Annotated in this window: 23 protein-coding genes; 18 read left to right on the top strand and 5 right to left on the bottom strand. The window is 36.1% G+C overall.

Annotation, left to right across the window (positions count from 1 at the left end; translation table 11 throughout):
- The first annotated feature begins 158 nt into the window (after positions 1-158).
- From BW951_RS06325 to BW951_RS06315, 3 genes are read left to right on the top strand one after another with little or no spacing between them, the layout of a single operon-like run.
- On the top strand, positions 159-914 hold the full coding sequence (locus BW951_RS06325) for a prolipoprotein diacylglyceryl transferase (protein WP_076391038.1): 756 nt from the start codon (positions 159-161) through the stop codon (positions 912-914).
- The gene (locus BW951_RS06320; RefSeq protein ID WP_076391037.1) at positions 892-1,128 is read left to right on the top strand and encodes a hypothetical protein; all 237 of its coding nucleotides are present in this window, start codon (positions 892-894) and stop codon (positions 1,126-1,128) included. Before BW951_RS06325 ends, BW951_RS06320 begins: the two co-directional genes overlap by 23 nt.
- 10 nt (positions 1,129-1,138) lie before the next feature.
- The gene (locus tag BW951_RS06315; protein ID WP_076391036.1) at positions 1,139-2,542 is read left to right on the top strand and encodes a radical SAM protein; all 1,404 of its coding nucleotides are present in this window, start codon (positions 1,139-1,141) and stop codon (positions 2,540-2,542) included.
- A 294-nt stretch (positions 2,543-2,836) separates the two neighbouring features.
- Here the strand turns inward: BW951_RS06315 and surE are convergent, their stop codons facing one another.
- The gene (surE, locus tag BW951_RS06310) at positions 2,837-3,607 is read right to left on the bottom strand and encodes a 5'/3'-nucleotidase SurE (RefSeq protein ID WP_076391035.1); all 771 of its coding nucleotides are present in this window, start codon (positions 3,605-3,607) and stop codon (positions 2,837-2,839) included.
- A gap of 313 nt (positions 3,608-3,920) precedes the next feature.
- Between surE and BW951_RS06305 the strand changes: the two genes are divergently transcribed.
- On the top strand, positions 3,921-6,050 hold the full coding sequence (locus BW951_RS06305; RefSeq protein ID WP_076391034.1) for a carboxy terminal-processing peptidase: 2,130 nt from the start codon (positions 3,921-3,923) through the stop codon (positions 6,048-6,050).
- Between the two features lie 71 nt (positions 6,051-6,121).
- On the opposite strand, the gene BW951_RS06300 is transcribed toward BW951_RS06305, so the two are convergent.
- Entirely contained in the window at positions 6,122-6,625 is a 504-nt protein-coding gene (locus BW951_RS06300) for a superoxide dismutase family protein (protein WP_076391033.1), read from the bottom strand.
- 145 nt (positions 6,626-6,770) lie between these two features.
- Here BW951_RS06300 and BW951_RS06295 point away from each other — a divergent pair, with 145 nt between their 5' ends.
- From BW951_RS06295 to BW951_RS06255, 9 genes are all read left to right on the top strand, one after another.
- Positions 6,771-7,673, top strand: a complete 903-nt coding sequence (locus tag BW951_RS06295; RefSeq protein ID WP_084196372.1) for an AraC family transcriptional regulator — start codon at positions 6,771-6,773, stop codon at positions 7,671-7,673.
- Positions 7,674-7,898: 225 nt separating this feature from the next.
- Complete coding sequence (locus tag BW951_RS06290) at positions 7,899-10,139, top strand: TonB-dependent receptor (RefSeq protein ID WP_076391032.1); 2,241 nt, start codon at positions 7,899-7,901, stop codon at positions 10,137-10,139.
- 69 nt (positions 10,140-10,208) lie between these two features.
- The gene (locus BW951_RS06285) at positions 10,209-10,859 is read left to right on the top strand and encodes a hypothetical protein (RefSeq protein WP_076391031.1); all 651 of its coding nucleotides are present in this window, start codon (positions 10,209-10,211) and stop codon (positions 10,857-10,859) included.
- Positions 10,860-11,167: 308 nt separating this feature from the next.
- On the top strand, positions 11,168-12,490 hold the full coding sequence (locus BW951_RS06280; protein WP_076391030.1) for a 2TM domain-containing protein: 1,323 nt from the start codon (positions 11,168-11,170) through the stop codon (positions 12,488-12,490).
- 5 nt (positions 12,491-12,495) lie between these two features.
- Complete coding sequence (locus tag BW951_RS06275; RefSeq protein ID WP_076391029.1) at positions 12,496-12,804, top strand: 2TM domain-containing protein; 309 nt, start codon at positions 12,496-12,498, stop codon at positions 12,802-12,804.
- A gap of 30 nt (positions 12,805-12,834) precedes the next feature.
- Positions 12,835-13,401, top strand: coding sequence for a methyltransferase family protein (locus BW951_RS06270; protein WP_076391028.1), 567 nt, complete (start codon positions 12,835-12,837; stop codon positions 13,399-13,401).
- A gap of 539 nt (positions 13,402-13,940) precedes the next feature.
- On the top strand, positions 13,941-14,234 hold the full coding sequence (locus BW951_RS06265; protein ID WP_076391027.1) for a 2TM domain-containing protein: 294 nt from the start codon (positions 13,941-13,943) through the stop codon (positions 14,232-14,234).
- A 35-nt stretch (positions 14,235-14,269) separates the two neighbouring features.
- The gene (locus tag BW951_RS06260) at positions 14,270-14,545 is read left to right on the top strand and encodes a 2TM domain-containing protein (protein WP_076391026.1); all 276 of its coding nucleotides are present in this window, start codon (positions 14,270-14,272) and stop codon (positions 14,543-14,545) included.
- Positions 14,546-14,602: 57 nt separating this feature from the next.
- A complete protein-coding gene (locus tag BW951_RS06255) occupies positions 14,603-15,346 on the top strand; it encodes a LytR/AlgR family response regulator transcription factor (RefSeq protein ID WP_084196371.1) in 744 nt (247 codons plus the stop codon).
- A gap of 26 nt (positions 15,347-15,372) precedes the next feature.
- On the opposite strand, the gene BW951_RS06250 is transcribed toward BW951_RS06255, so the two are convergent.
- Positions 15,373-16,269: a hypothetical protein gene (locus BW951_RS06250; protein ID WP_076391025.1), complete on the bottom strand. Its 897-nt coding sequence runs from the start codon at positions 16,267-16,269 to the stop codon at positions 15,373-15,375.
- Positions 16,270-16,381: 112 nt separating this feature from the next.
- Here BW951_RS06250 and BW951_RS06245 point away from each other — a divergent pair, with 112 nt between their 5' ends.
- Both BW951_RS06245 and BW951_RS06240 read left to right on the top strand, forming a co-directional pair.
- Positions 16,382-17,143 carry a glycine-rich domain-containing protein gene (locus BW951_RS06245; RefSeq protein ID WP_076391024.1) on the top strand — a complete coding sequence of 254 codons (762 nt, stop codon included), beginning with the start codon at positions 16,382-16,384 and terminating at the stop codon, positions 17,141-17,143.
- Between the two features lie 16 nt (positions 17,144-17,159).
- Complete coding sequence (locus BW951_RS06240) at positions 17,160-17,510, top strand: hypothetical protein (protein ID WP_076391023.1); 351 nt, start codon at positions 17,160-17,162, stop codon at positions 17,508-17,510.
- A 72-nt stretch (positions 17,511-17,582) separates the two neighbouring features.
- On the opposite strand, the gene mnmA is transcribed toward BW951_RS06240, so the two are convergent.
- Entirely contained in the window at positions 17,583-18,770 is a 1,188-nt protein-coding gene (mnmA, locus tag BW951_RS06235; RefSeq protein ID WP_076391022.1) for a tRNA 2-thiouridine(34) synthase MnmA, read from the bottom strand.
- A 117-nt stretch (positions 18,771-18,887) separates the two neighbouring features.
- On the opposite strand from mnmA, the gene BW951_RS06230 reads away from it, so the two are divergent.
- Positions 18,888-19,415 carry a hypothetical protein gene (locus BW951_RS06230; protein ID WP_084196370.1) on the top strand — a complete coding sequence of 176 codons (528 nt, stop codon included), beginning with the start codon at positions 18,888-18,890 and terminating at the stop codon, positions 19,413-19,415.
- 200 nt (positions 19,416-19,615) lie between these two features.
- On the opposite strand, the gene BW951_RS06225 is transcribed toward BW951_RS06230, so the two are convergent.
- Complete coding sequence (locus tag BW951_RS06225) at positions 19,616-22,147, bottom strand: ATP-dependent Clp protease ATP-binding subunit (protein WP_076391020.1); 2,532 nt, start codon at positions 22,145-22,147, stop codon at positions 19,616-19,618.
- A gap of 152 nt (positions 22,148-22,299) precedes the next feature.
- On the opposite strand from BW951_RS06225, the gene BW951_RS06220 reads away from it, so the two are divergent.
- Both BW951_RS06220 and BW951_RS06215 read left to right on the top strand, forming a co-directional pair.
- Positions 22,300-22,524, top strand: coding sequence for a uroporphyrinogen decarboxylase (locus BW951_RS06220; RefSeq protein ID WP_076391019.1), 225 nt, complete (start codon positions 22,300-22,302; stop codon positions 22,522-22,524).
- A complete protein-coding gene (locus BW951_RS06215; RefSeq protein WP_076391018.1) occupies positions 22,524-23,621 on the top strand; it encodes a glycosyltransferase in 1,098 nt (365 codons plus the stop codon). The genes BW951_RS06220 and BW951_RS06215 overlap by 1 nt, the downstream gene beginning before the upstream one ends.
- The last annotated feature ends 140 nt before the right edge of the window (positions 23,622-23,761 follow it).

The following is a 23,761-nucleotide window of genomic DNA, read 5'->3' as shown; positions in this document are numbered from 1 at the left end:
TTAATTTTTAGCATTCAGATTCAAAGTCTTGAACTTTTCGTTCTTTTGTTTCAAGACAAAAGGACCACACATAAAATTTTAAAGAAAATATTTAGATCAATTTTAAAATCAGGATAATAATTGAATAAGTTTTAATTAAAAACAATACTTTTGAAACCATGGAATTTCCTGTGACACTTCATATTTTAGGCAAAGAAGTTTTACTGCATCCCATTACGGAATCTTTAGGGATTTTTGTAGGAATGCGGTATTATACTTTTGCCAAAAGAAAAGATAAAGAGAAATTCAGCAGTGTCAATTCATTGCTGATTCTTATTGCTGCTACTCTGGGCGCGCTGCTCGGTTCCCATATCATTGGTTCGCTGGAAAGACCTTACGATTTGATGAAAGCTGAAAATGTTTGGATGTACATCTGGCTGAATAATACCATTGTGGGAGGTTTGGCAGGTGGTCTCATTGGAGTGGAGCATATGAAGAAAATCATAGGCAAAAAAGAAAGTACGGGTGACAAAATGGTTTATCCTTTAATTACCGCTATGTTTATAGGAAGGATCGGATGTTTTTGTACAGGGATTTACGAGGAAACTTACGGATTACCAACACGTTCAATGTTCGGAATGGATTTAGGAGATCATATCAGCAGACATCCCGTCGCTTTATACGAAATGTTCTTTTTATTGATTGTTTTTATCGCGCTGAAATATTTTCAAAAGAATTATACATACAGATCCGGAGCTTTATTCCAGCTTTTTATGCTTTCTTATTTCTCATTCAGATTCATACAGGATTTTATTAAGCCTAAATTTAATATCATTTTGAATCTGAGCACAATACAAATCGTATGTTTATTAGTGATCATTTACTATATTTATCTATTGAAAAAAAATAATCATGAAATTATTAGAAGTCGGTAATTTTGGAAATAGCGAGCTTAACGGATTGGGAATCTTATTTCTTTGTCTGGGACTTATCATCTTTGCAATTTCCATTTTAATTGCCATCATCATCGGAATTATGTCTGCGACAAGTTCTGAAAAAAAATACAGCTTTAAAGTTCCTTTGATCGGAATCCTTATCGGAATTCTTACGTTTATTGCGGGAGGATGCATCTGTGGTTTTAGCCTGTAAAAACGAAATTATGCCAGTAAGAAATTATACGTATTACGATTATACCATAAGTCTTTGCCCGGAATGTCTAAAAAGAGTCGGAGCAAAAATTATCATCGAAGACGAAGCGGTTTTCATGACGAAAAGATGTCCGGATCACGGATTTTTCAAAACTAAAATTGCTTCTGATGTTCAGTATTATAAAAATATCAGAAACTACAATAAAGCATCAGAAATTCCGGTGCATTTTGGAACCGATGTAGAATATGGCTGTCCTTATGATTGTGGTTTATGTGTTGATCATGAGCAACATAGCTGCCTTTCTATTGTGGAAGTAACAGATCGGTGCAATCTTACATGTCCTACCTGTTACGCAATGTCTTCACCGCATTACGGAAGTCACAGAAGTCTGGAAGAGATCGAAGCCATGTTTGATGTTATTGTTAAAAATGAAGGCGAACCGGATGTTGTTCAGATCAGTGGCGGAGAACCGACAATCCATCCGGAATTTTTCAAAATCATGGATATTGCGAAGTCCAAACCCATCAAACACTTAATGTTAAATACTAACGGGGTAAGAATTGCCAATGATCCCGGTTTTGCCGAAAAACTGGCAACGTACGCTCCTGAATTTGAAATTTATCTTCAGTTTGATTCCTTTAAACCGGAAGTTCTGGAAGATTTCAGAGGAAAAGATTTAACAGACGTACGAATGAAAGCTTTAGAGAAATTGAATTCTTTAAATCTTTCGACGACACTCGTTATTGTTCTTCAGAAAGATAAAAATATTGATGAAATCGGAAAAATTATTGATTTTGCCCTTAAACAGAAATGTGTCCGCGGAATTACCTTTCAGCCTGTAGAAATTGCAGGAAGAAACCGTGAAGATTCTGCTCATGAAAAAATTACTTTAACCGAAGTAAGACAGGAAATTCTCAATCAGTTTCCTTTGCTGAATTCGGATGATATCATTCCGGTTCCGTGTAATCCCGATGCTTTGGCGATGGGATATATTCTGAAACTGGAAGGCGAAACGATTCCTTTAACACGATACATCAATCCTGCTGATTTACTGAACAATGAAACCCGAAATACCATTGTTTACGAACAGGATACCGGATTGCAGATGCAGCTTCTGGATATTTTCAGCACCGGAATTTCTGTAGATAAAGTAAAACCTAAAGTTAATCAGTTATTGTGCTGTCTTCCTGACGTTTCCGCACCCAATCTGGATTACGATAACCTGTTCAGAATTATCATCATGAACTTTATGGATGCGCATGATTTTGATGTCCGTGCCGTGAAGAAATCCTGCGTTCATATCGTGAATAAAGACCTGAAAATGATTCCTTTCGAAACCATGAATTTATTTTATCGTGATGATAAAAGCAAATATCTTGATGAATTGAGGAAAGAGGATAGAGTTTTGTTTTAATTTCTTTCAACAAATTTCACCGCTATTTATGAATTTTTTGTATTAATAATGACATAGGGAAATGGAGCGTTAAGAAAATTACTTCTGTGAACGTTAAAAAAATTCTACTGTTTGAGCGCGAGAGGACTGTTTGAACCGAAGAACAAATCTTGAATTCGCGCGAGTTTTAGAATTTTTAGAGAACAGAATTAATTTTTAGCGAAAGTTCCCAAGTCTTGAATTTTTCGTTCTTTTGTTTCAAGACAAAAGGACAATATTGAGGCGTAAATTTTTTTTACGCCTCAATATTTATGTTTAATCAAACTTCATTACCTCATTCAGCGTATTCATATACTCGTAAGCTGTAAGATCGAATTTCACCGGAACAATAGAAATATATCCATTGGCTAAAGCGGTTTCATCGGCATCTTCAGATTCGTCCATATTGTTGAAATATCCGGTAAGCCAGTAATATTTTTTTCCGTGAGGATTCACCCTTTCATCAAAGCTTTCTTCCCATTTTGCATTTGCCTGCTTGCAGACTTTTACGCCTTTTATTTCCTCTTTCGGAAGTTTCGGAATGTTCACGTTTAAAACAATTCCTTTCGGTATTGGGTTTTCCAGAGTTTTTCTTACAATATTCTGAATATATTCTTTCGCCTGTGTAAAATCTGCTTCCCAACTGAAATCCAGCAAAGAAAATCCGATGGCAGGAAGACTTTCCACCCCCGCTTCAACAGCAGCAGACATCGTTCCTGAATAAATAACATTGATGGAAGAATTTGCTCCGTGGTTGATTCCTGAAACCACAATATCCGGTCTTCGCGGAAGAATTTTATCAAGTGCCATCTTTACACAGTCAACAGGAGTTCCGCTGCACGAAAAATCCTTTTGCGGACCGTCGAGATGTACTTCTTCGTAACTTAAAGTAGAATTTATGGTAATCGCATGACCTTTACCACTTTGTGGAGAGTTGGGCGCTACAACAACTACTTCTCCGATTTCGTTCATAAAACTGATAAGATTTCTGATTCCCGGTGCTGTAATTCCGTCATCATTTGTAACCAGAATAAGTGGTCTTTCCATATAAATTTTTTAATTGTAACAAATATAGTGTAAAGAGTTTCTTCGGAAAAACTTTGCGTTTAATTATTGTATGAAATGTTTATGCCTTTTTATTCATTTTTGCGAAAACTAAATTTAAAAACTAACAATTCTCTTTTTTTAAAAAACAATTTTAACAGAGAAAATGTATTGGAAAACGGATTTTAATAAAATTCCTTAAAAGTAACAGATATTTAGAAATAAGGTATTAAATTTGATAGTTTGTAACGGAGAATAAAAAATAACTACTTATTACAATACTTTTTTAAAATTAATAAAAATACATTACAGATTTATGTGGAAAAATTTTAAGCTAAATAAATTTTTACTCCTAATTCCATTAACAAGTCTAATGTTTTGTTTCAACTCGCCAAAGAATGATGACGAAAAGATGCAGACGATAATGGTGAGCGTTAAAAATACACTTTCTTATTTGCATTACAGCCCAAAACCCATTAATGATGCCTATTCTAAGGATGTTTATAAGCATTATTTCGAAATGGTAGATCCGGGAAAAAGATATTTCATTCAATCGGATATGGACGAATTCGGGAAGCACGAAACGAAACTGGATGATTACATCAACCAGGGAGATCTTACTTTCTACAAACTTACCATCGACAGATTATACCAGAGAGTAGACGAGATCGATAAAATTACACAGGATATCTTCAGCAAGCCGATTAATCTGGAAGAAGATGAAACGCTTATTTTAGAACCGAAAATGAAAAAAGTTCCGGCAAACAAGCAGGAGCAGTATAATGAGTGGAAAAAATTCATCAAATACAATATTCTTCAGGAAATTGAATCGATGAACAGCAAAGAAGAAGCTCAGAAAGAGAAAAAAGATTCTGTACAGAAATACAACCTGAAAGATACCATAAAATATCAGCCTCTTGCACCGGATCAGAAGCTTAAAAAAGCAACCGATGAGGTGAAAGATCTTGTAAAAGAAACTTTTACGAGATTCAAAAAGAGAAAGAAAATGGATTGGTTTACTGTGTATATGAATGCCTATACAGAAGTTTTCGATCCACATACCAACTACTATTCTCCAAAGGATAAAGAAGATTTCGATACCAATTTCACCGGAAAAGTGATCGGAATAGGAGCCATTATTCAGGAGAAAAAAGGAAATCTTTATCTGGGAGCTTTAACGATCGGCGCTCCGGCGTGGAAATCCAAACAGCTTTCCGAAGGAGATAAAATTTTAAAAGTAAAATCTAAACCGAAAGAAGATGCCGTAAATGTTGTGGGAATGCTTTCTGATGAAGCCGTAAGACTTATCAGAGGTGAAAAAGGAACTCCGGTTACTTTAACGGTTCAGAAAAAAGACGGAACAATAAAAGAAGTTACCATGATTCGTGAAGAAGTGGCGATTGAAGATACTTTCGCAAGAAGTATTATTGTAAACTCTCCGAATGGTAAAAAATACGGATTCATCAATTTACCAAGTTTCAACGCAGATTTTGAAAATCCGAACGGAAGAAATGCTTCTGATGATATTAAAAACGAAATCATCAAGCTTAAAGCTCAGGGAATAGAAGGAATTGTTCTGGATCTTAGAAACAACGGAGGAGGTTCTTTAACGGAAGTGGGAGACATCATGGGACTTTTCATGCAGGCAGGACCTTATGTTCAGGTAAAAGACGGAAACGGGAAAATTCAGACCTTAAAAAATAAAAATGAAACTCCGATCTGGACAGGCCCACTGGTGATTATGCAGAACGAACTTTCCGCTTCAGCTTCAGAAATTTTAGCAGGTGTGATGCAGGATTACGGAAGAGCAATGATTATCGGTTCGCCTCAATCATTCGGAAAAGGAACAGTGCAGACTTTTGTGGATCTAAACAGATTCTTAAACACAGAAGACGATTTCGGATCTTTAAAACTTACCATCCAGAAATTCTACAGAATTACGGGAGAATCTACCCAGAGAAAAGGAATTGTTTCAGATATTAAAATGAAAGATCTTTTCTCGTATGCAGAAGTAGGAGAAAGATATGATGATTATGCTCTGGCTTGGGATAAAATTCCTTCCACAAGCTTCCAGAAGCTTAATTATTTCAACATTCAGGCGTTGGAAAAAGCAAGCAACGACAGAATGGCTAAAAATGCAAAATATCAGTTGCTGTTAGAATCCGCTCAGTGGAGAGAACAGCTGGATAAAGAAGAGACCATTACTTTGAATATCAATAAATTCAATGAATTGATGAAGCAGAGAAAAGCACAGATCGAGAAGTTCAAGTCTCTGACGAAATTTGAAAACGGTCTTCAGTTTACTTTGTATCAGAATGAAATTGAAAGAGAGAAAAAAGATGAAGCCTTCAAGAAAAAATCTGAAATCTGGATCAAAAATCTTAAGAAAGACCTTTACCTTCAGGAAGCAATGAACATCATTACAGACATGAGTGTAAAATCTTAATATTCAGATCGAAATATAAAAAATACCGCTACTTTTTGTTAGCGGTATTTTTTATTGATAGAAGCGAAAAACTACTTAATCTCCACACAACCCACTCTTCCTCCTGCATTTCCGGTTGGCTGCGTATGAAAATCGTCGGCTGCGGCGTGAATAATCATTCCTTTTCCGATGATATTTTTAGACTCATCAGAACATCCGAGACACCATTTATTCGTTTTAAAAGTCAGCGTTGCCACACCATCCTGATTTGCCGTAAGATTTCCGATATCTCCCATGTGGAAATGTTCAGCACCCCATTTTCCATGATCGTTTTTCGATGGATTCCAGTGTCCTCCCGTTGAAGTTCCGTCTGCTGCAGAACAGTCACCCTTTTCGTGGATGTGTACCGCATGAATTCCCGGAGTAAGATTCGTAACATCCAGTTTCATGACAACTTCATCTCCTTTTTGGGTAAACTTTGCCGTTCCGCCCGTTTGTGTGTTGCTTTTGGAAAGGATTTGATACGTATTTGTTGTTCCGCATGAAACCGCAAAAAACGCACATCCTGCCAATAATGCTAATGTTGTACCTTTCATTTTTAAATGATTTAAAGTGATTGTCGGATAAAGTTAGACAACATTTTTCAAAGCGCATTACGATTCCTGTCTTTTTTCATAAATAGCAATAAAAGACAAACCAATTTCATCCGATGTAGATACCTTTGCAGGAAATGCTTTTAAATTGGAAGAATACAGAAAAAGAATGGTGAAAGCTATTCAGTACATTGATAACAATCTCGATACCGAACTTTCGTTAGAAAAAGTTGCGGAAGTTGCAGCGTATTCTCCCTTTCATTTTCACAGGATTTTCAGACTTATGACCAATGAAACCCTTCAAAGCTATATCATCCGCAAAAGAATTGAAAAAAGTGCCTTTTATTTAGCCGTAAAAAAGAACATAAGTGTAAAAAATATTTATCTTGAATTAGGTTTCTCCAACCATTCGGCATTTAACAAATCATTTAAAAAGCATTACGGAAAATCTCCCTCAGAATTCAGAAAATCGGCTCCCGAAAAATTTCATAAAATTCAATTAAAACAAAGCAAGAACGGACAAATGGATACGGTTTTCCAACAATACATTTGCAATATAGAAAACCTGTTAAAATGGACAACAATGAATTTAAAAATTAAAGTTACCAATCTTCCGGAAATGAATCTGGCAGCAGTGATGAGCCTTGGAATTGCGAATGTTGAATCCTCTTACAACACCTTAATAGATTGGGCAACCGAGAAAAAACTATTTCCCCGAGAGAATCTAAAAATGATTTCCGTTTATCACGACAGCTTTAAAGTTACTCCGCCCGATAAAGTACAAATTCACGCCTGTATGCTCTTGGAGGAAAAATTACAACAGCAGGAAAACCAGATTTTCCCTGAAACCCTTGAAGCCGGAAAATTCATTGTCGGAAGCGGAGAAGTCACCTTAAATGACTTTGAACAATGTTGGGTTTCCCTTTTTCTTTGGATGAATGAAAACCATTATTCTGTAAGGAAAGCTTTTCCTTTCGAAATCTACCATACCAATTACAAAGAACATCCGGAAGGAAAAATGCTCGTCAATTTCTGCATTCCCATCAATTAAATTCAGCGCAGTTTAATAATACAATTAGTGGTAAAATTCCCCTCCTTTGGAGGGTTGGCGAAAATTCAAAGAATTTTTGACGGGGTGGTCAATATATTTTCCTAAAATAAATCTTATCATCATAAAATCAAAAACAACCATTCAGATTCCAAAATCTACCACTCAGCAACAAAAATTTAAAAGCAACAAAAATTCGTCATACTTTTGAATCGAAATAAAACAGCTATGAAAACAAAATTATTATTTCTTATCACTTTTTTATCATTTGCACTAAGTTTCGCCCAAACCAGAATTTCGGGAAAAGTTACGTACAAAAATAGAGGAGTGGGAGAGGTAAATGTTACCCTGAAAAATACTTACGACGGAGCGACAACCGATTCCAATGGGAACTTCTCTTTTGAAACCACAGAAAAAGGCAGCCGTGTTTTAGTTTTTACCCATCCGAAATATATTGATGTTGAAAAACCGATTGTTATTGAAAATCAGGAAGTTTCTGTAAATGCAGAACTGAAAGAGCAAATTAATGAAATTGATGCGGTAGTCGTTTCGGCAGGTTCCATTGAAGCAAGCGACAAAAAAAGAGCAACAGCTTTACTTACTCCAATTGATATCTACACAACAGCCGGAGCGGACGGACAGATTACATCGGCATTAACGTATCTTCCGGGAGTTCAGAAAGTTGGTGAAACAGAAGGTCTTTTCATCCGTGGCGGAACAGGAACAGAATCCAGAATTTTCATGGATGGAAGTTTAATCAACAATTATTTCTCCAATTCAGTTCCGGGAATTGCAGGAAGAGACCGTTTCAATACCTCTCTTTTCAAAGGCAATGTTTTCTCAAGCGGCGGATATTCTGCATTGTACGGTCAGGCTCTTTCGGGGGCACTGATGCTGGAAAGTGTGGATCTTCCGGATCAGAGTTCTTACGATTTCGGTGTTTCTCCGATCTTTTTAAACGCAGGATTTCAGAGATTGGGCGATAATAAAAACTATTCTTACGGAGCCAGTTTAGGATATTCCAACTTAAAGCTGATGCAGGAAATCTTCAATTTCAACACCAATTTTTCTGAAGCTCCACAAAGTATAAACAGCGATCTGAATTTCAGATTTAAAACAAAATCTGGCGGATTTTTCAAATATTACGGAAAATACGATTCCAACAGAATGGCAGTGCAGACTCCAAGTCTGGAGCCGGAAGATTATGACCTGTCTCTCGTGAAACTGAAAGGAAAAAATACCTATCATAATTTATCTTTCAAGCAGAAATTCGGCAAATATTTACTGAATGCAGGAGCATCTTATTCCTATAATCAATCAGACCTTGATTTTTCAACCCAAAAAGGCGAAACCCAAACCGGAACCACAAAACTTCTGAATGACGGAAATTACATCAATTTCAAGACAGTTTTAGAAAGAAAAATAAATAAAATCAGCGCATTAAGAGGAGGTTTTGAATTCAACAGTACCAGCGAAAAATTAAACTTTAACGATTTTGTAACGAAAAACTACAAAGACCTGATCTCTTCAGCGTTTGCAGAAACAGATTTAGGGTTCAGCAATCAGTTATCAGCAAAAATAGGGGTGAGAGCAGAGCATTCTTCCTATCTTGGGAAAAACAATATTGCACCTAGACTGGCTTTAGCATATCGTCTTGCCAAAGACTGGACAACTTCATTCGCTTACGGACTTTTTTATCAGAATCCCGAAAGCAGATACATCAACGGTCCTGCAAATTTAGACTTCCAGAAATCACAGCATTATATCTTTCAGGTGCAGAGAACAACGGAAGGAAGAAGCCTGAGATTTGAAGCTTTTTACAAAAAATATGATGATCTTCTGAAGGTAAAAAACTTACAGTACATCGACGGACAGAACCAATTTGTTCAGACAGCGGATAACAACAGCGGTTTTGGTTATGCAAAAGGGTTAGAGTTATTCTGGAGAGATAAAAAAACATTCGACAATATCGATTACTGGATCAGCTATTCATTTTTAGATTCAAAAAGAGATTTTATGAATTATCCGATGAGTTTAAAACCGAATTTCGCTTCCGAACACACCCTTTCTGCAGTAGCCAAAAGATTTGTTCCGGAATGGAAAACAGGCTTCAATATTTCCTACACCTACGCAAAAGGCCGTCCGTATTACGACATCGCAACACAGGATGTGAATGGTGAACAGAAATATTTCGTTAGACACGAAGGCAGTCTGAAAGATTACAACGCGTTAAATTTCAGTGTAAATTATCTTCCCAATTTAGGAAAGAAAGACTCAAAAACATTTACCGTTCTCGTATTGAGTGTATCCAATATTTTAGGATCGAAAAATGTATACGGTTACAATTTCTCAATGGACGGATCAAGGAGTTCAGCGGTTGTTCCGCCTGTAAATACCTTTGTTTTTGTAGGCGCATTCATCAGCTTCGGAGTCGACAAAACGCAGGATGCCATCAATAATAATCTGTAAAAGTTATTTCAATTCAATTAAAAATATATCTTTAGTCAAAACAAAAATTAACTTAAAAATTTAGAAAACATGAAAAAATATCTATTAACCTTTGCTTTAAGTCTGATCAGTTTAACCTCTTTTGCCCAGACAGATTATGAAAAAATAATGTCTGATAAAATTGCCAAAATTGAAAACTGTAAATCTCTTGACGAATTCCAGACTCTGGCGAATGACTTCGACAGAATCGGGAAAAAAGAAACCAAAGAATGGCTTCCTGCATATTATGCCGCGTTTTCATACATTCAAAAGGGAAGAATGTTAATGAGAGAAGGTAAAATGTCTGAGCTTTCAACACAGGCAAATATTGCAGAAAAATATCTGGATCAGGCGGAAAACATTGCCGGAAAAGACAATGCAGAAATCCACCTGCTTAGAAAAATGTCGTATTCCCTTAAAATGATGGAAAATCCTACCGAAAGATACATGACAGACGGAATGAAAGCCATAGAAGAATTGAAAAAAGCGGAAAATCTTGATCCCGAAAACCCAAGAATTGCTCTGATAAAAGCGGAAGACACTTACTTCACTCCGGAACAGTTTGGAGGAAGCAAAACAAAAGGGATGGAACAGTTTAAAGATGCTTTAACGAAGTTTAAAACCTACGTTCCAAAATCTAAAATCGCTCCCAACTGGGGAAAAGCAGAAGCTGAATATTTTGTAAGCGGAGCTGCAAAATAATGTAAAAAGTCTGTTTAAACTTTTATTTAACCACAAAAGCCACAAAAGAGTTTGATGTATTTAAAAAGTTAATAAGCCCAGGAATAAAAGAACATAACAGTTTTTAAAAATCTTTGATTTTTATTCTTTTAAGCGCTATGCTTATTATAGAAATTCACTTTAACATTATCTTTTGTGCCTTAAAATTTAAAAAAACCTTCTTCGCGGAAGGTTTTTTTGTGCCCTTCAGTCACAAAAAATGACGGTTCGGCGAAAAATTATTTTTAATACTTTTATTAAAGCCTAATTTTGAACCAAGAAAACCCACAATGAAATACAAAGGCATCATCATATTACTCTGGATATCGCTGGCAACAGCATTTTTCTTCTTTTTCGTTTTTAATGATGAAAAAACACTGGAAAATTTTGCTATTACCCTTTTGGTTTCCACCATGTATTCATTCGTTCTGGGACTGGGAAACGGGATCATCAACGATTTTCTCAACAGGAAATTCCCATGGTCTGAAACCACAAGAACAAGAGCGATCATAAGCATCATTTCCATTCTCATCGCCAATACCATTTTGGTGTATTTCTGTAATTACATGAATTTCGTGGTGATTCAGAAGGCAACAACCTCAGAACAGTTCTTTTCCAGCAAATACAATGTTTCCAATTGGTTCATGATTAATATTGCCCTGCTTATTTCGGCTTTTCTTCATGCCAAAGGTTTCATGGAAGAACTTCGGAAAACGTCCAAAAAAGAAGTGGTTGAACAGAAGTTAATTGCCAAATCTGCCAATGCACAGTTTGAAAGCCTTAAAAACCAGTTAGATCCACATTTTTTATTCAATTCTCTGAATGTTTTAAGCTCGTTAATTGATGAAAACCCGAAACAGGCGCAGAAGTTTACTGCCTCAATGTCAAAGATTTACAGATATGTTTTGGAGCAGAAAGACAAAGAACTGGTTACTGTGGAAGATGAGCTGGAATTTGCTAAAACCTATTGCGAATTGCTGAAAACACGATTCGAGGACAGCGTAGATTTTGATTTTGAAGTAAAAAAAGAAGATTACCGAAGATTTGTCGTTCCGCTGTCTTTACAGCTTCTTCTGGAGAACTGCATCAAGCATAATTTTGCCACTTCTTCCAAACCTCTCATCATTAAAATTTTCTCTGAAAATGATACGTTGTGCATCGAAAATAATTTACAGGTAAGAGAGCAGATCAAAGAAAGTTCAGGGATCGGTCTTGCAAATATTGTACAGCGCTATTCTTTACTCACCAAAAGAAATGTTTTTATAGAAAAGTCTGAAGATTATTTTAAAGTAAAACTTCCGGTACTTTCTTCTAAACCGGATGTTGTAAATGAAATAGCGGAAACTAAAAATGAATCTTACGAACGCGCGCACAAACGGGTAAAAGAAATAAAAAGCTTCTACGGAAATCTCATTTCTTACTGTATTATCATTCCTTTTTTAATTATTTTAAATCTCATCACCAGTCCGGATCGTCTGTGGTTTTACTGGCCGATGTTAGGTTGGGGAATCGGGCTTGTTGCTCACGGAATGAGTGTTTTCGCTATTGGTAAAAGCTGGGAAGAAAGAAAGATCAGGGAAATTTTAGAAAAACAAAACAGAACATTAAAATAAGCATCATGGAACCGATAAGCAAAGATGATTTCAGATACAAAGAAGCGGAAAGACAGGTGAAAAGAATCAAAAGATTTTACTTTTCCGTCTTCATTTATATTGCGGTTAATATTTTCATTTTATATCTGAATTACACAGAATTAAAACCCAATGAATCTATTTTTCAGTTAAAATTTTTTGCGCTTCCTTTTTTCTGGGGAATCGGAGTTGCCATTTCTGCAATGAGAACGTTTATTCCGGGGTTTATGTTGGGAAATAAATGGGAAGAAAGAAAAATTAAAGAACTGATGGAAAAGGAAAAAAACGGCAGATAAATTGTTCATCACTTCCAAATACCGTTTGATATGAAAACTTTACAGATTCTTTTCGCCATTTCTATGGCCGCATGGTTTTTAAGCGAATTTCTCTACAAAAACATCCTGAAATCCGGTGAAAAAGACAATAAAAAGGATAAATCTACTCTAAATCTGTTATGGATTGCCATTCCGCTTTCAATTGTAAGTGCCGTTACGGTTTCTTACGTTATACGGTTTCCCATTTCTGATGAGGTCTGGATCTATTATTCAGGAGCTGTTCTGATATGGATCGGAATTATTTTAAGGTTCATCATCATTCGTTCTTTGGGAAAATATTTTACTGTTGACGTTACAATTAAAGAAGATCATAAAATTAAGAAAGAAGGGTTTTACAAATATCTCAGACATCCGTCTTACGCTTTTTCATTGCTTACTTCGTTGGGTTTGGGGTTGTATTTAAACAACTGGCTCTCATTGGCTTTAGCCTTCCTGATTCCTTTCATTGCATTCAGCTACAGAATTAGTGTCGAAGAAAAGGCTCTGATTGAACAGTTCGGAGAAGAATATCTTAAATACCGGAGAAAAACAAAAAAGCTTATTCCTTTTGTTTATTAAGTTACTTATTTACTGATTTTTAATCAACAAAATCAGGAAAGTTGTTTAAAGTAAAATGGTAGAAAACTCTATAGAGTTTTATCTGTGTAAACAGCATATTCGCAAGGCGTTCTGCGTTCCGTAGGAACGCTATCTTTAGAAAATTTATCGTATTTAAGATACCAATCCTATGGATTGATTGACGGATTTATTCTTATTTCTACACAGATTCTGCTCCTAAAGGAGCAAACACTTAACTCCATAATTAAAAATCCTTGCACTGTCATTTCGACGAAGGAGAAATCTAGTCAGTTTAACAATCATTTGATATAGAAATTGATTACAAATTCTAGCTAAAAAACGCACTATACTTTCGCGGTATTCCTAACCAAACAACTAAAAACATAAAATCAAAAAATCCCGATTCTCCGTTGAGTCGGGATTTTTACAATTCAGGATGCATATTCTACGGTTCGGTCATTTAAAATTGATTTGTGGCTGTTTTCCGACCTACATTTGTCTCAACAAAAACAAACAATTAATCTTTAAAAATAAAAAATATGGAAACTTACACCAACAAAGAAGAATTAGCATACGAAAAAGCATCAAGAAGAGTAAAAGAACTGAAAGGATTTTACGGAAACCTTACTTCGTATTGCCTTGTGATTTCATTTTTAGCTGTGCTGAATCTTTTAACATCGCCACAGTATCTTTGGTTTTTCTGGCCGATGTTAGGATGGGGATTAGGTCTTGCAGCGCACGCAGCGGGTACTTTCGGGATCGGAAGAGACTGGGAAGAAAGAAAGATCAAACAACTGATGGACGAGGAAAGAAAAAACACAAAATCTTTATAATTAGCATTTAATTTTAACTTTAAAAACAGATTATTATGAACTACAATCAGGCACAGGAAAGAGTACACGAGCTTAAAAAATTCTACAAAAGCCTTTTATGGTTTGGGATCGTGGCAGTAATTATTTTCGGAGACGATATTTTAGAAAAAGGAATCTTTGATTTTTCATTGTGGGACGGATCGATCATTCTTTCTATCTGGGGAATTATTTTAACCGTAAAAGCCATAAAACTCTTCCTTCTGGATTCTGAATGGGAAAGAGAAGTGATGGAAAAAGAAATGAAAAAATCGAAAGAACCGCTGAAGTTTTAAAACTGACAATTTTTGATTACTTTTATTTCGAAATTATAAAACTAAAACAGGAACTCAATGATCAAAACTGTTATTATCGAAGACGAAAAACCCGCTTCAAGGAAACTGGAAAGAATGCTTAACGAATTTCCTGAAATAGAGATCGTTGCAAAAATAGAATCCGTAGAAGAAGGAGTACAGTGGTTTTCGGAAAATGAACATCCACAGCTCATCTTTTCAGACATTGTTCTGGGAGACGGTCTGTCTTTCGATATTTTTGAAAAAGTTCCGACAAAAGGGTTTATCATTTACACGACAGCTTTTGATCAGTACACTCTGAAAGCATTCAAACTGAACAGCATCGATTATCTTCTGAAGCCGATTTTAGATGAAGATCTTGCCGGAGCAATTGAGAAATTCAAATCATTTATTCCTTCAGATAATTCCGTCAATTCACAGGAAATTAAAGAATTAATTAAAAAAGAGAAAAGTACGCTTTCCAGAATTTTAGTAAAGATCGGGTACAACCTGAAAATTGTTCAGACGCATGAAGTAAGCTGTTTTTTCAGCGAAAATAAAATTGTTTATTTACAGACTCAGGAAAGAACATATCCTTCGGATTTCACACTGGACGAACTGGAAGAAGTGCTGGATGAAAAGAAATTCTTCCGCGTAAACCGGCAGTTTATCATCAGTTCAGATTACATTAAAAACATCCACACTTCACCCAATTACAAGGTTGAAGTGGAATTTCAGCCACAGGAAGAAATTACCGTAAGTCGCGACCGTGTAAAAGATTTTAAAGACTGGTTGGTAAGTTAAAACCCAAAACTATCAACTATGATCAACTACCTGTAATCGATACGGTTAGATTCCGTGTCTTCAAGCTGTTTGATAATCGATTTCGGAATTTCATCGCTGTCGATCGGAAAACTGATGGAGTCTGAAATAAAGGTTTTCCGGTCTGCTTTCTGGAAAATTTCGAAAAGGGCAATCGGTTCCTGATTAAAACTGATACACGTACTTATAAAATGCAACTCATGGAGCTTATACTCTGGATTTTTCAGCTTTTCCTTGATGTCTTTTATTCTTGAGATAAAATGACGCTGCCGGATGAACGTATTGCTGTTCATGATGATAAAGACATAATCGGAATAGGCTGTTATTTTTCCAAAATATTTATGACGGTCGCCGCCGCTTCTTTCGACGAAATATTCTCCGGAAGTTTCAGATTTGTAGATTTCCGTTGCAGAGCGCCAGATCCGGTCTTCTTTTGCCTGTAAAGGATTTTCCGGAAGATTTCTGTTGTAGGAATACCAACAGCCGACAAGACGGTCCAGCAAAGCGGTGTTTGGCTTTACATTATTCATATCAATTCTCAGATCATTAAAATTGAATGATTCCGTATTGGAGTTGATAAAATCGATATAACTCGAATATCCCAAAACTTTAACAATCATGCTGAGTTTGGCAAGATTCGGCTTGCTTAATATCGCATTTTCATTCTGGTGATATTTCTTTAATTTGTTTATAATCAAATGTTCATAAAGGTAATTGGAGCCTAAAAGATCCGGGCTTTTTTTACTGTTGTTCTCTGAGGTTTCCTGAATAATCAGATCATTAAGTTCTGCAACAATGTAACACCATTCTGTTTTGGAGACATCTTCCCAATGAGGTTTCTTAAGGAAATGCAACGCCAGAAAATTCATCAGTTTTTCTATGTGTAGTATATCTTCTTTTCTCATCTTTCAATTTATAAGACTAATATAAGATAATTTTAAAACTAAATGAGACTGTTGCAAGACTTTTATATCTCAAGATCGAACGTTATTTGAGTAGAAATTAAAAGTTAAAACAATGGAAACAAAAATGGTATTACAAAACGATCCTCTCTGGAACAGGCTTCAGGAATTCTCATTGGATGAATCTGCTGCCAATTTTCCTTTCTCAAAGAAACTGGCAAAAGAAGAAAACTGGACAGAAACATTTACCCGAAAAGCAATTGATGAATACAAAAAATTCGTATACCTCTGCTGTAAACTTCCAAATGGTGCTTCGCCAAGTGAAATTATAGACAAAGTATGGCATATGCATCTCATTTACACACAAAACTACTGGGAAGAATTCTGTCCCGAAGTTTTGCAGCAGAAACTGCATCATCAACCATCACAAGGCGGAGAAAGCGAAAATGAAAAACATAAAAGCTGGTTTGCGGAAACTTTAGAAAATTATGAGAAAATATTTGAGCAGGAACCGCCGAAAGATATCTGGAAATCGACTCAAATTCCTTCAAAAAAGAGAAAAATATCGCCTTTTGTTAAAATTTTTATTCTTTTAAGCAGTTCTTTGGTGATCTATTCCTGTATGGAAAACAATAACGGAGGTTGGGGAATATTCCTGACTCTTATTTTCGTCTTCGTGCTGATCGTAATGATTATAAAAGCATTCAGTACAAATAATGCATCCAATAAAGACAATAGAGATAACGGAAGTGACGGCGGCTTTTTCTACACCTGCGGAAGCGACAGTTCACACAGCGACGGAGGTTCTGGTTGCGGCAGTTCCTGCGGAAGCAGTTGTGGAAGCGGATGCGGTGGTTGCGGAGGTGGAGGAGATTAACCGAAATACAATACACATGAAAAAAATCCTTATCCACACAATTCCTGTGCTCATAAGTCTGATCTGGCTTATTGCAATCAACCATACTTTAGATCCGATTTCTTTGAAAGCACACTATTTTCTCAAATTCTATTTCATTCTCGTCCTTGGATTTTATGCCTCTGTTTTTGCGCTGAAATTTTTTGGAGAAACCATTTCGAAAACAACTTTTTACTTCCTGATTTCTATATTTCTATTGGGAGTGGTAAAATTAGCCAGAGGAATTTTCTTAGGAAAACCAATCGGTTATTTAATGATGATTTTAATATTGGAAATTATTGTATCTGTGTTTCTTAATTTGTTCTATGTAAACCATAAAATGAAATAGAAATTGATGTTTTTTCAAACAAAAAACCCGAAACTAAAACGCTTCGGGATTATTATTTAGATAAGATTTATTTTAGGAAATAACTCCGCTTCCGATCAGTTCTTCGCCGATGTACCACGATGCAAACTGTCCTTCTGCAATGGCAGACTGCGGTTCTTCAAATTCCACATAGAATCCTTCTTCAAACTGATATAAAGTTGCTTTCTGCAATGGCTGTCTGTATCTGAATCTTGCCATTACTTCCATCGATTCTCCGTTTTTCAGTCTCAGATCTTCACGAACCCAGTGCAGTTCAGAATTATCAATTTTTAAGGCTCTTTTAAGCAGTCCCGGAAACTGATGTCCTTCTCCCACGAAAAGAATATTATTTTCCATGTCTCTGGAGATGATAAAACAGCTTTCTTTATGTCCGCCGATTCCAAGTCCTTTGCTTTGTCCGATCGTGAAAAACTGAGCTCCCTGATGTTTTCCGATAACTTTACCGTCTGTCTTTTTGTAATTGATTTTTCGGCTGAGGTATTCCAATTCTTCCTGTTTTGACGAAAATTCAGGCATTTCTTCAGCAAAAAGGGGAGAATCTTTGAAAATTTCTATGATTTCGCCTTCTTTTGGAACCAATTGCTGCTGTAAGAATTGCGGTAAACTTACTTTTCCGATAAAACACAATCCCTGAGAATCTTTTTTATCTGCCGTTACCAAGCCGATTTCTTTAGCAATTTCTCTAACCTGAGGTTTTGTAAGCTCTCCAATCGGAAATAATGCTTTGGACAACTGATCCTGACTTAGCTGACATAAGAAGTAGGACTGGTCTTTATTGTTATCTTTTCCGGCAAGAAGATGGAAAATTTCCTTACCGTTTTCATCGATAGTTGAATCTACTCTTGCGTAATGTCCGGTTGCGACTTTATCTGCGCCCAAAGACATTGCCGTCTTCATAAAAACATCAAATTTTACTTCCCTGTTGCACAGAACATCAGGATTTGGAGTTCTTCCTTTCTGATATTCGTCGAACATATAATCTACGATTCTTTCCTTGTACAGATCGCTCATATCGATCACCTGAAACGGAATTCCAAGTTTTTGAGCCACCATTAAGGCATCATTGCTGTCCTCGATCCACGGACATTCATCTTCCAGCGTTACCGAAGCATCGTTCCAGTTTCTCATAAACAAAGCCACCACTTCATGACCTTGCTGTTGCAGCAGATACGCTGTAACACTGGAATCCACACCTCCGGATAATCCTACTACTACTTTCATGTTATTTCAATTTTACGAAACTCTTAACGGGAGTTCTTAGTTTGACGCTGCAAAAATACAATTAAAAAGATTCGTAAAAAAGTGATAATTTTAGACATCGATAAAAACAATTTAAATATGAAAAAACTGATTATTTCTTTATGTGTTTCATGTTCAGGCTTGCTATTTTCTCAGGTTGCTGTAAATGCTTCTCCTGAAAATAACAATCGCTGGACTTTCGGCGGCGGAATCGGCTTTGGTTTCGGAAGTAACAATTACTTTAATCTTTCAGCGGCTCCAAGAGTGGGTTACCGACTTACGGAGGATCTTGAAGGCGGTGTTTTGGGGAGTATTTCTTGGCAGAAATCAAATGCTTACAGTTCTACGATGTTCGGAGTTGGTCCTTTTCTGAATTATTATATTGCAAGAACGTTTTTCGTAAGTGCCAATTATCAGCATTATTTCATCAATTATAAAGACAAATTTTATGATTTTAAAGCTAATGCAGACGAAGATGCATTGTATCTTGGCGGCGGTTATATGCAGAGAATCGGGAATAATTCTTATTTACAGCTTGGCTTGATGTATAATGTTTTATGGAAAGAAAATTCGAGTATTTTCTCAAGTGGCTTAGTTCCGAATATAGGATTTGTGGTGGGGCTTTAGTTTGTATTCTGAAAGGTGCGGTTTAAGATCACTACATTCAGATCAGCGACATCTGCAAAATCTGCGCGAATAAAATTTAAACGCAAACGGACAAATTTTTTAACAAATAAGCACTACAGAATTAGAATAAAAACTAACAAATAAAAAAGCATCGGAAAGCTTCCGATGCTTTTTTATTATATTAAATTATTTACTTACGATTAAGAAGACTTCTCTGCGGCAGATTTCTTCGGCTTTGAAGTTTTCCCTGCCAAACCGTCTTTCGCTTCATTCAGATCAAGAACTACGGTTTCTCCTTCTGTTAATTGTTTGTTTACGAGCATTTCTGCCAATAAATCTTCAATGTATTTCTGGATCGCTCTTTTTAATGGTCTTGCTCCGAAATCCTTATCCCATCCTTTTTCAGAAATAAAGTCTTTTGCTTCTTCTGTCAGTTCTACTTTATATCCTAATTTTTCAAGTCTTGAATACAATTTGTTCAGTTCAAGATCAATGATTTTCTTTATGTCTTCTTTTTCAAGAGAATTAAAGATAACGATATCATCAATTCTGTTCAGGAATTCTGGTGAGAATGCTTTTTTAAGCGCATTTTCAATCGTACTTCTTGCTCTGGAATCTGTTGTTGATTTTTTCGCAGAAGTTCCGAATCCGACACCATCACCGAAATCTTTAAGATCTCTTGTACCGATGTTTGAAGTAAGAATGATAATCGTATTTCTGAAATCGATTTTTCTTCCTAAACTGTCTGTAACGTGACCTTCATCTAAGATTTGCAGCAAAATATTGAATACATCAGGATGTGCTTTTTCAATCTCATCTAAAAGAACCACAGCATAAGGTTTTCTTCTTACCGCTTCTGTTAATTGTCCGCCTTCCTCATATCCAACGTATCCAGGAGGCGCACCTACCAATCTTGAAACGGCAAATTTCTCCATGTATTCACTCATATCGATTCTGATCAAAGATTCATCAGATTCGAAAAGTTCTCTTGCCATTACTTTAGCCAGCTCGGTTTTACCAACCCCTGTTGTTCCTAAGAAAATGAATGTACCGATCGGACGGTTTGGATCTTTAAGACCGGCTCTGTTTCTTTGAATTGCTTTCACAACTTTTTTCACCGCATCTTCCTGACCGATTACTTTTCCGTTCAGGTTTCCATCCATTCCGGCAAGTTTATCCAGTTCGTTTTTACCAACTTTGGTCACAGGAACACCGCTCATCATAGAAACTACTTCCGCTACATTTTCCTCTGTTACGGTTTCTTTTTTCTCTTTTACATCTTTGTCCCATTTATCCTGAGCAGAATTCAGTTCCATCTGAAGTCTTTCTTCTTCATCTTTCAGTTTTCTCGCTTCCAGATAATCCTGCGCTTTTACTGCTTTTTGTTTTAATTCCTTAATTTCTTCGATTTTCTTTTCAAAATCGATGATTTCGGTAGGAACTTTCATGTTTTTAATATACACTCGTGATCCCGCTTCGTCCATCGCATCAATCGCTTTGTCCGGTAGGAAACGGTCTGTAATATATCTTGATGTAAGATTTACACACGCTGCAATTGCTTCAGGTGTATAAATTACATTGTGGTGCTCTTCGTATTTATCTTTGATCTGATTTAAAATCTGAACGGTTTCGTCAATAGAAGTAGGTTCCACCATTACTTTCTGGAATCTTCTTTCTAATGCGCCGTCCTTTTCAATGTACTGACGGTATTCATCCAGAGTAGTAGCTCCGATGCATTGAATTTCACCTCTTGCCAAAGCCGGTTTGAACATATTGGATGCGTCTAAGCTTCCTGTTGAACTACCCGCACCAACAATAGTGTGAAGCTCATCAATGAATAAGATCACGTCTCTGTTTTTCTCCAGCTCCGTCATGATCGCCTTCATTCTTTCCTCAAACTGACCACGGTATTTTGTTCCTGCAACCAAACTTGCAAGATCCAGAGTGATCACTCGTTTTCCGTAAAGAACTCGTGAAACTTTTTTCTGCTGAATTCTTAAAGCTAGACCTTCCGCGATGGCAGATTTACCAACTCCCGGTTCACCAATTAGCAAAGGATTGTTTTTCTTTCTTCTTGAAAGGATCTGAGAAACTCTCTCAATTTCTTTTTCACGACCGATAACAGGATCTAATTTCCCGTCTCTTGCCAGAGAAGTTAAGTCTCTACCAAAGTTATCCAATGTTGGTGTTTTACTTTTAGCAGAGCCTAAATTTCCTGTAGGCTTTCTCATTTGCTCAAAATCCTCTCTTTCGTCATCGTCGTCGTAAGCACTCATCTGTGGAGCCTGTCCGGAATTTTTAAGCATAGTTTGATATTCTTTTGAAACTCCTTCATAGTCGATGTCGTAAGCTCCTAATATGTTTGAAGTAGGGTCCTCATATTTATAAAGAATGCCTAAAAGCAGATGAACGGTATTAATCTCATTGCTTTTGTATTGTCTGCATTCAAGTTCAGCACGTTTAATGGCATGATCTGCCATCTTCGTGAAAGAAATATTGGTAACCTCCTCAGAAATAGGATTTAGACTTGCTGTATTTAAAGTTTCAATTTTTCTTCTGATTTGTGTTAGATCCGCATTAAGGTTTTGAAGGATTTCTTTTGCAGAGTTTTCTGTTTTTATAATACCTAAAAGTAGATGTTCTGTATTAAGAAATTCACTTTTGAGCCTTTTCGCTTCGCTCTTGCTTTGTTTGAACACCTGGCTCAAACCTTGTGAAAACTTATAATCCATAATATATCTCATTAGAATAAAAGCAACATTGCCATTTATTCATTATCTAAATTACAAATATTTTACCAAAAAGCAATAAATGACTTTATGGCAGAAAAAATTTTATTATCTTATTGAAAATGATTAAGTTTGTCTCCCCGAAATTTTTATTCATGAATTCTGATTTTGCAAGTTATATAGGATATTCTGCATCTGTTTTTATTGTATTGAGTTTCATCTTGAAAGATGTTAGAAAAATAAGGATCGTGAATATGATCGGCTGTATCTGTTTTGTCATTTACGGAATTTTCAGCGGTATGCTCTGGCCGGTAATTATTCCGAACGGATTAATCTGTTTTATACAAATTTATCATCTTCTGATGACAAAAGAAAAATAATGCAGCGAAGAAAAATCATTACTTCTGCGTTCAGTAATTTGTATACAGATCAGCGTATCGAAAAGGTTTGCAAGACTTTACATGAAAAAGGCTATGAGATTGATCTGATAGGGAATGACTGGAACGGAGCCGGAGAAATGTCCAGACCTTATTCTTTTTCAAGGATTAAATTAATTTCAAAGAGCTTGAAAACGGCTTATTTCGAGTTCAACTGGAAATTGTACAGGGAATTAAAGAAAAAAGCGGATAAAAACACGATTCTTCTTGCAAATGATCTGGACTCTTTACTGCCTAATTATTTAATTGCTAAAAAATTAAATATTCCGTTGGTTTTTGACAGTCATGAAATTTTTTCCGAAATGCCTGTGATTCAGGGCAAAATGTCACAAAAATTGTGGCGACATCTTGAAAGACAGCTGATTCCTGATCTGAAATTGATGATTACAGCAAGTTCCGGATACGCCAATTGGTTTAAATCCCACTACGGAATTCAGCCTGTTGTTGTTCAAAATGCACCCAGAAAATTTGTTTTTGAAGGTGAAATTCCGGAAAACCGTCCGAAAACGATTCTTTATCAGGGAGTCATTAATCCTTTTCGCGGGATTGATAAGGCAATTTTGGCAATGAAACATTTGGATGATGTTATCTTTAGAATTGCAGGAGACGGACCGATGAAAAAAGAATACGAAGAATTGGTTATCAGGGAAAATCTTCAGCATAAGGTTCAGTTTTTAGGAAAATTATTACCGGAATATCTGCGAAAGATCACTTTAACTGCAGACTGCGGAATGAGCATTGAAGAGAATGGGGGAGAAAGCTATTATTATTCTTTACCTAATAAAGTTTTAGACTGTATTCAGGCAAGAGTTCCCCTGATTCTGTCAAATCTTCCTGAAATGCAGAATATTAAAAGACAATTTGACATTGGTGAAATTATAAAAGATCATCAGCCGGAACATATTGCGCTTGCCATTCAATCGGTTTTAGATAAAGGAAGGCAAAATTATCTTCCCGAACTTGAAAGAGCTGCTCATCTTCTATGCTGGGAAAACGAAGAAATAAAACTGTTGCAGGTTTTTGAAAAGGCATCTTCTTAAATTTCTATCCAAATATTTGATATTGATGACTTTAATTTTAGCCCCGATGTTCTATGTTAATACGCAAATTAATCAGGTTAAAATTTTAAAGTTTTTTTGATAATCTGGTTGATAAGCCATTTTGTTTTTTACCACACCGA

Origin of the sequence: Chryseobacterium gambrini, from assembly GCF_900156825.1 — a bacterium.
In the GTDB taxonomy this organism is placed as follows: domain Bacteria; phylum Bacteroidota; class Bacteroidia; order Flavobacteriales; family Weeksellaceae; genus Chryseobacterium; species Chryseobacterium gambrini.
Note: the sequence above shows the minus strand (reverse complement) of the source record. Positions and strands in the feature narration are given on the sequence as shown.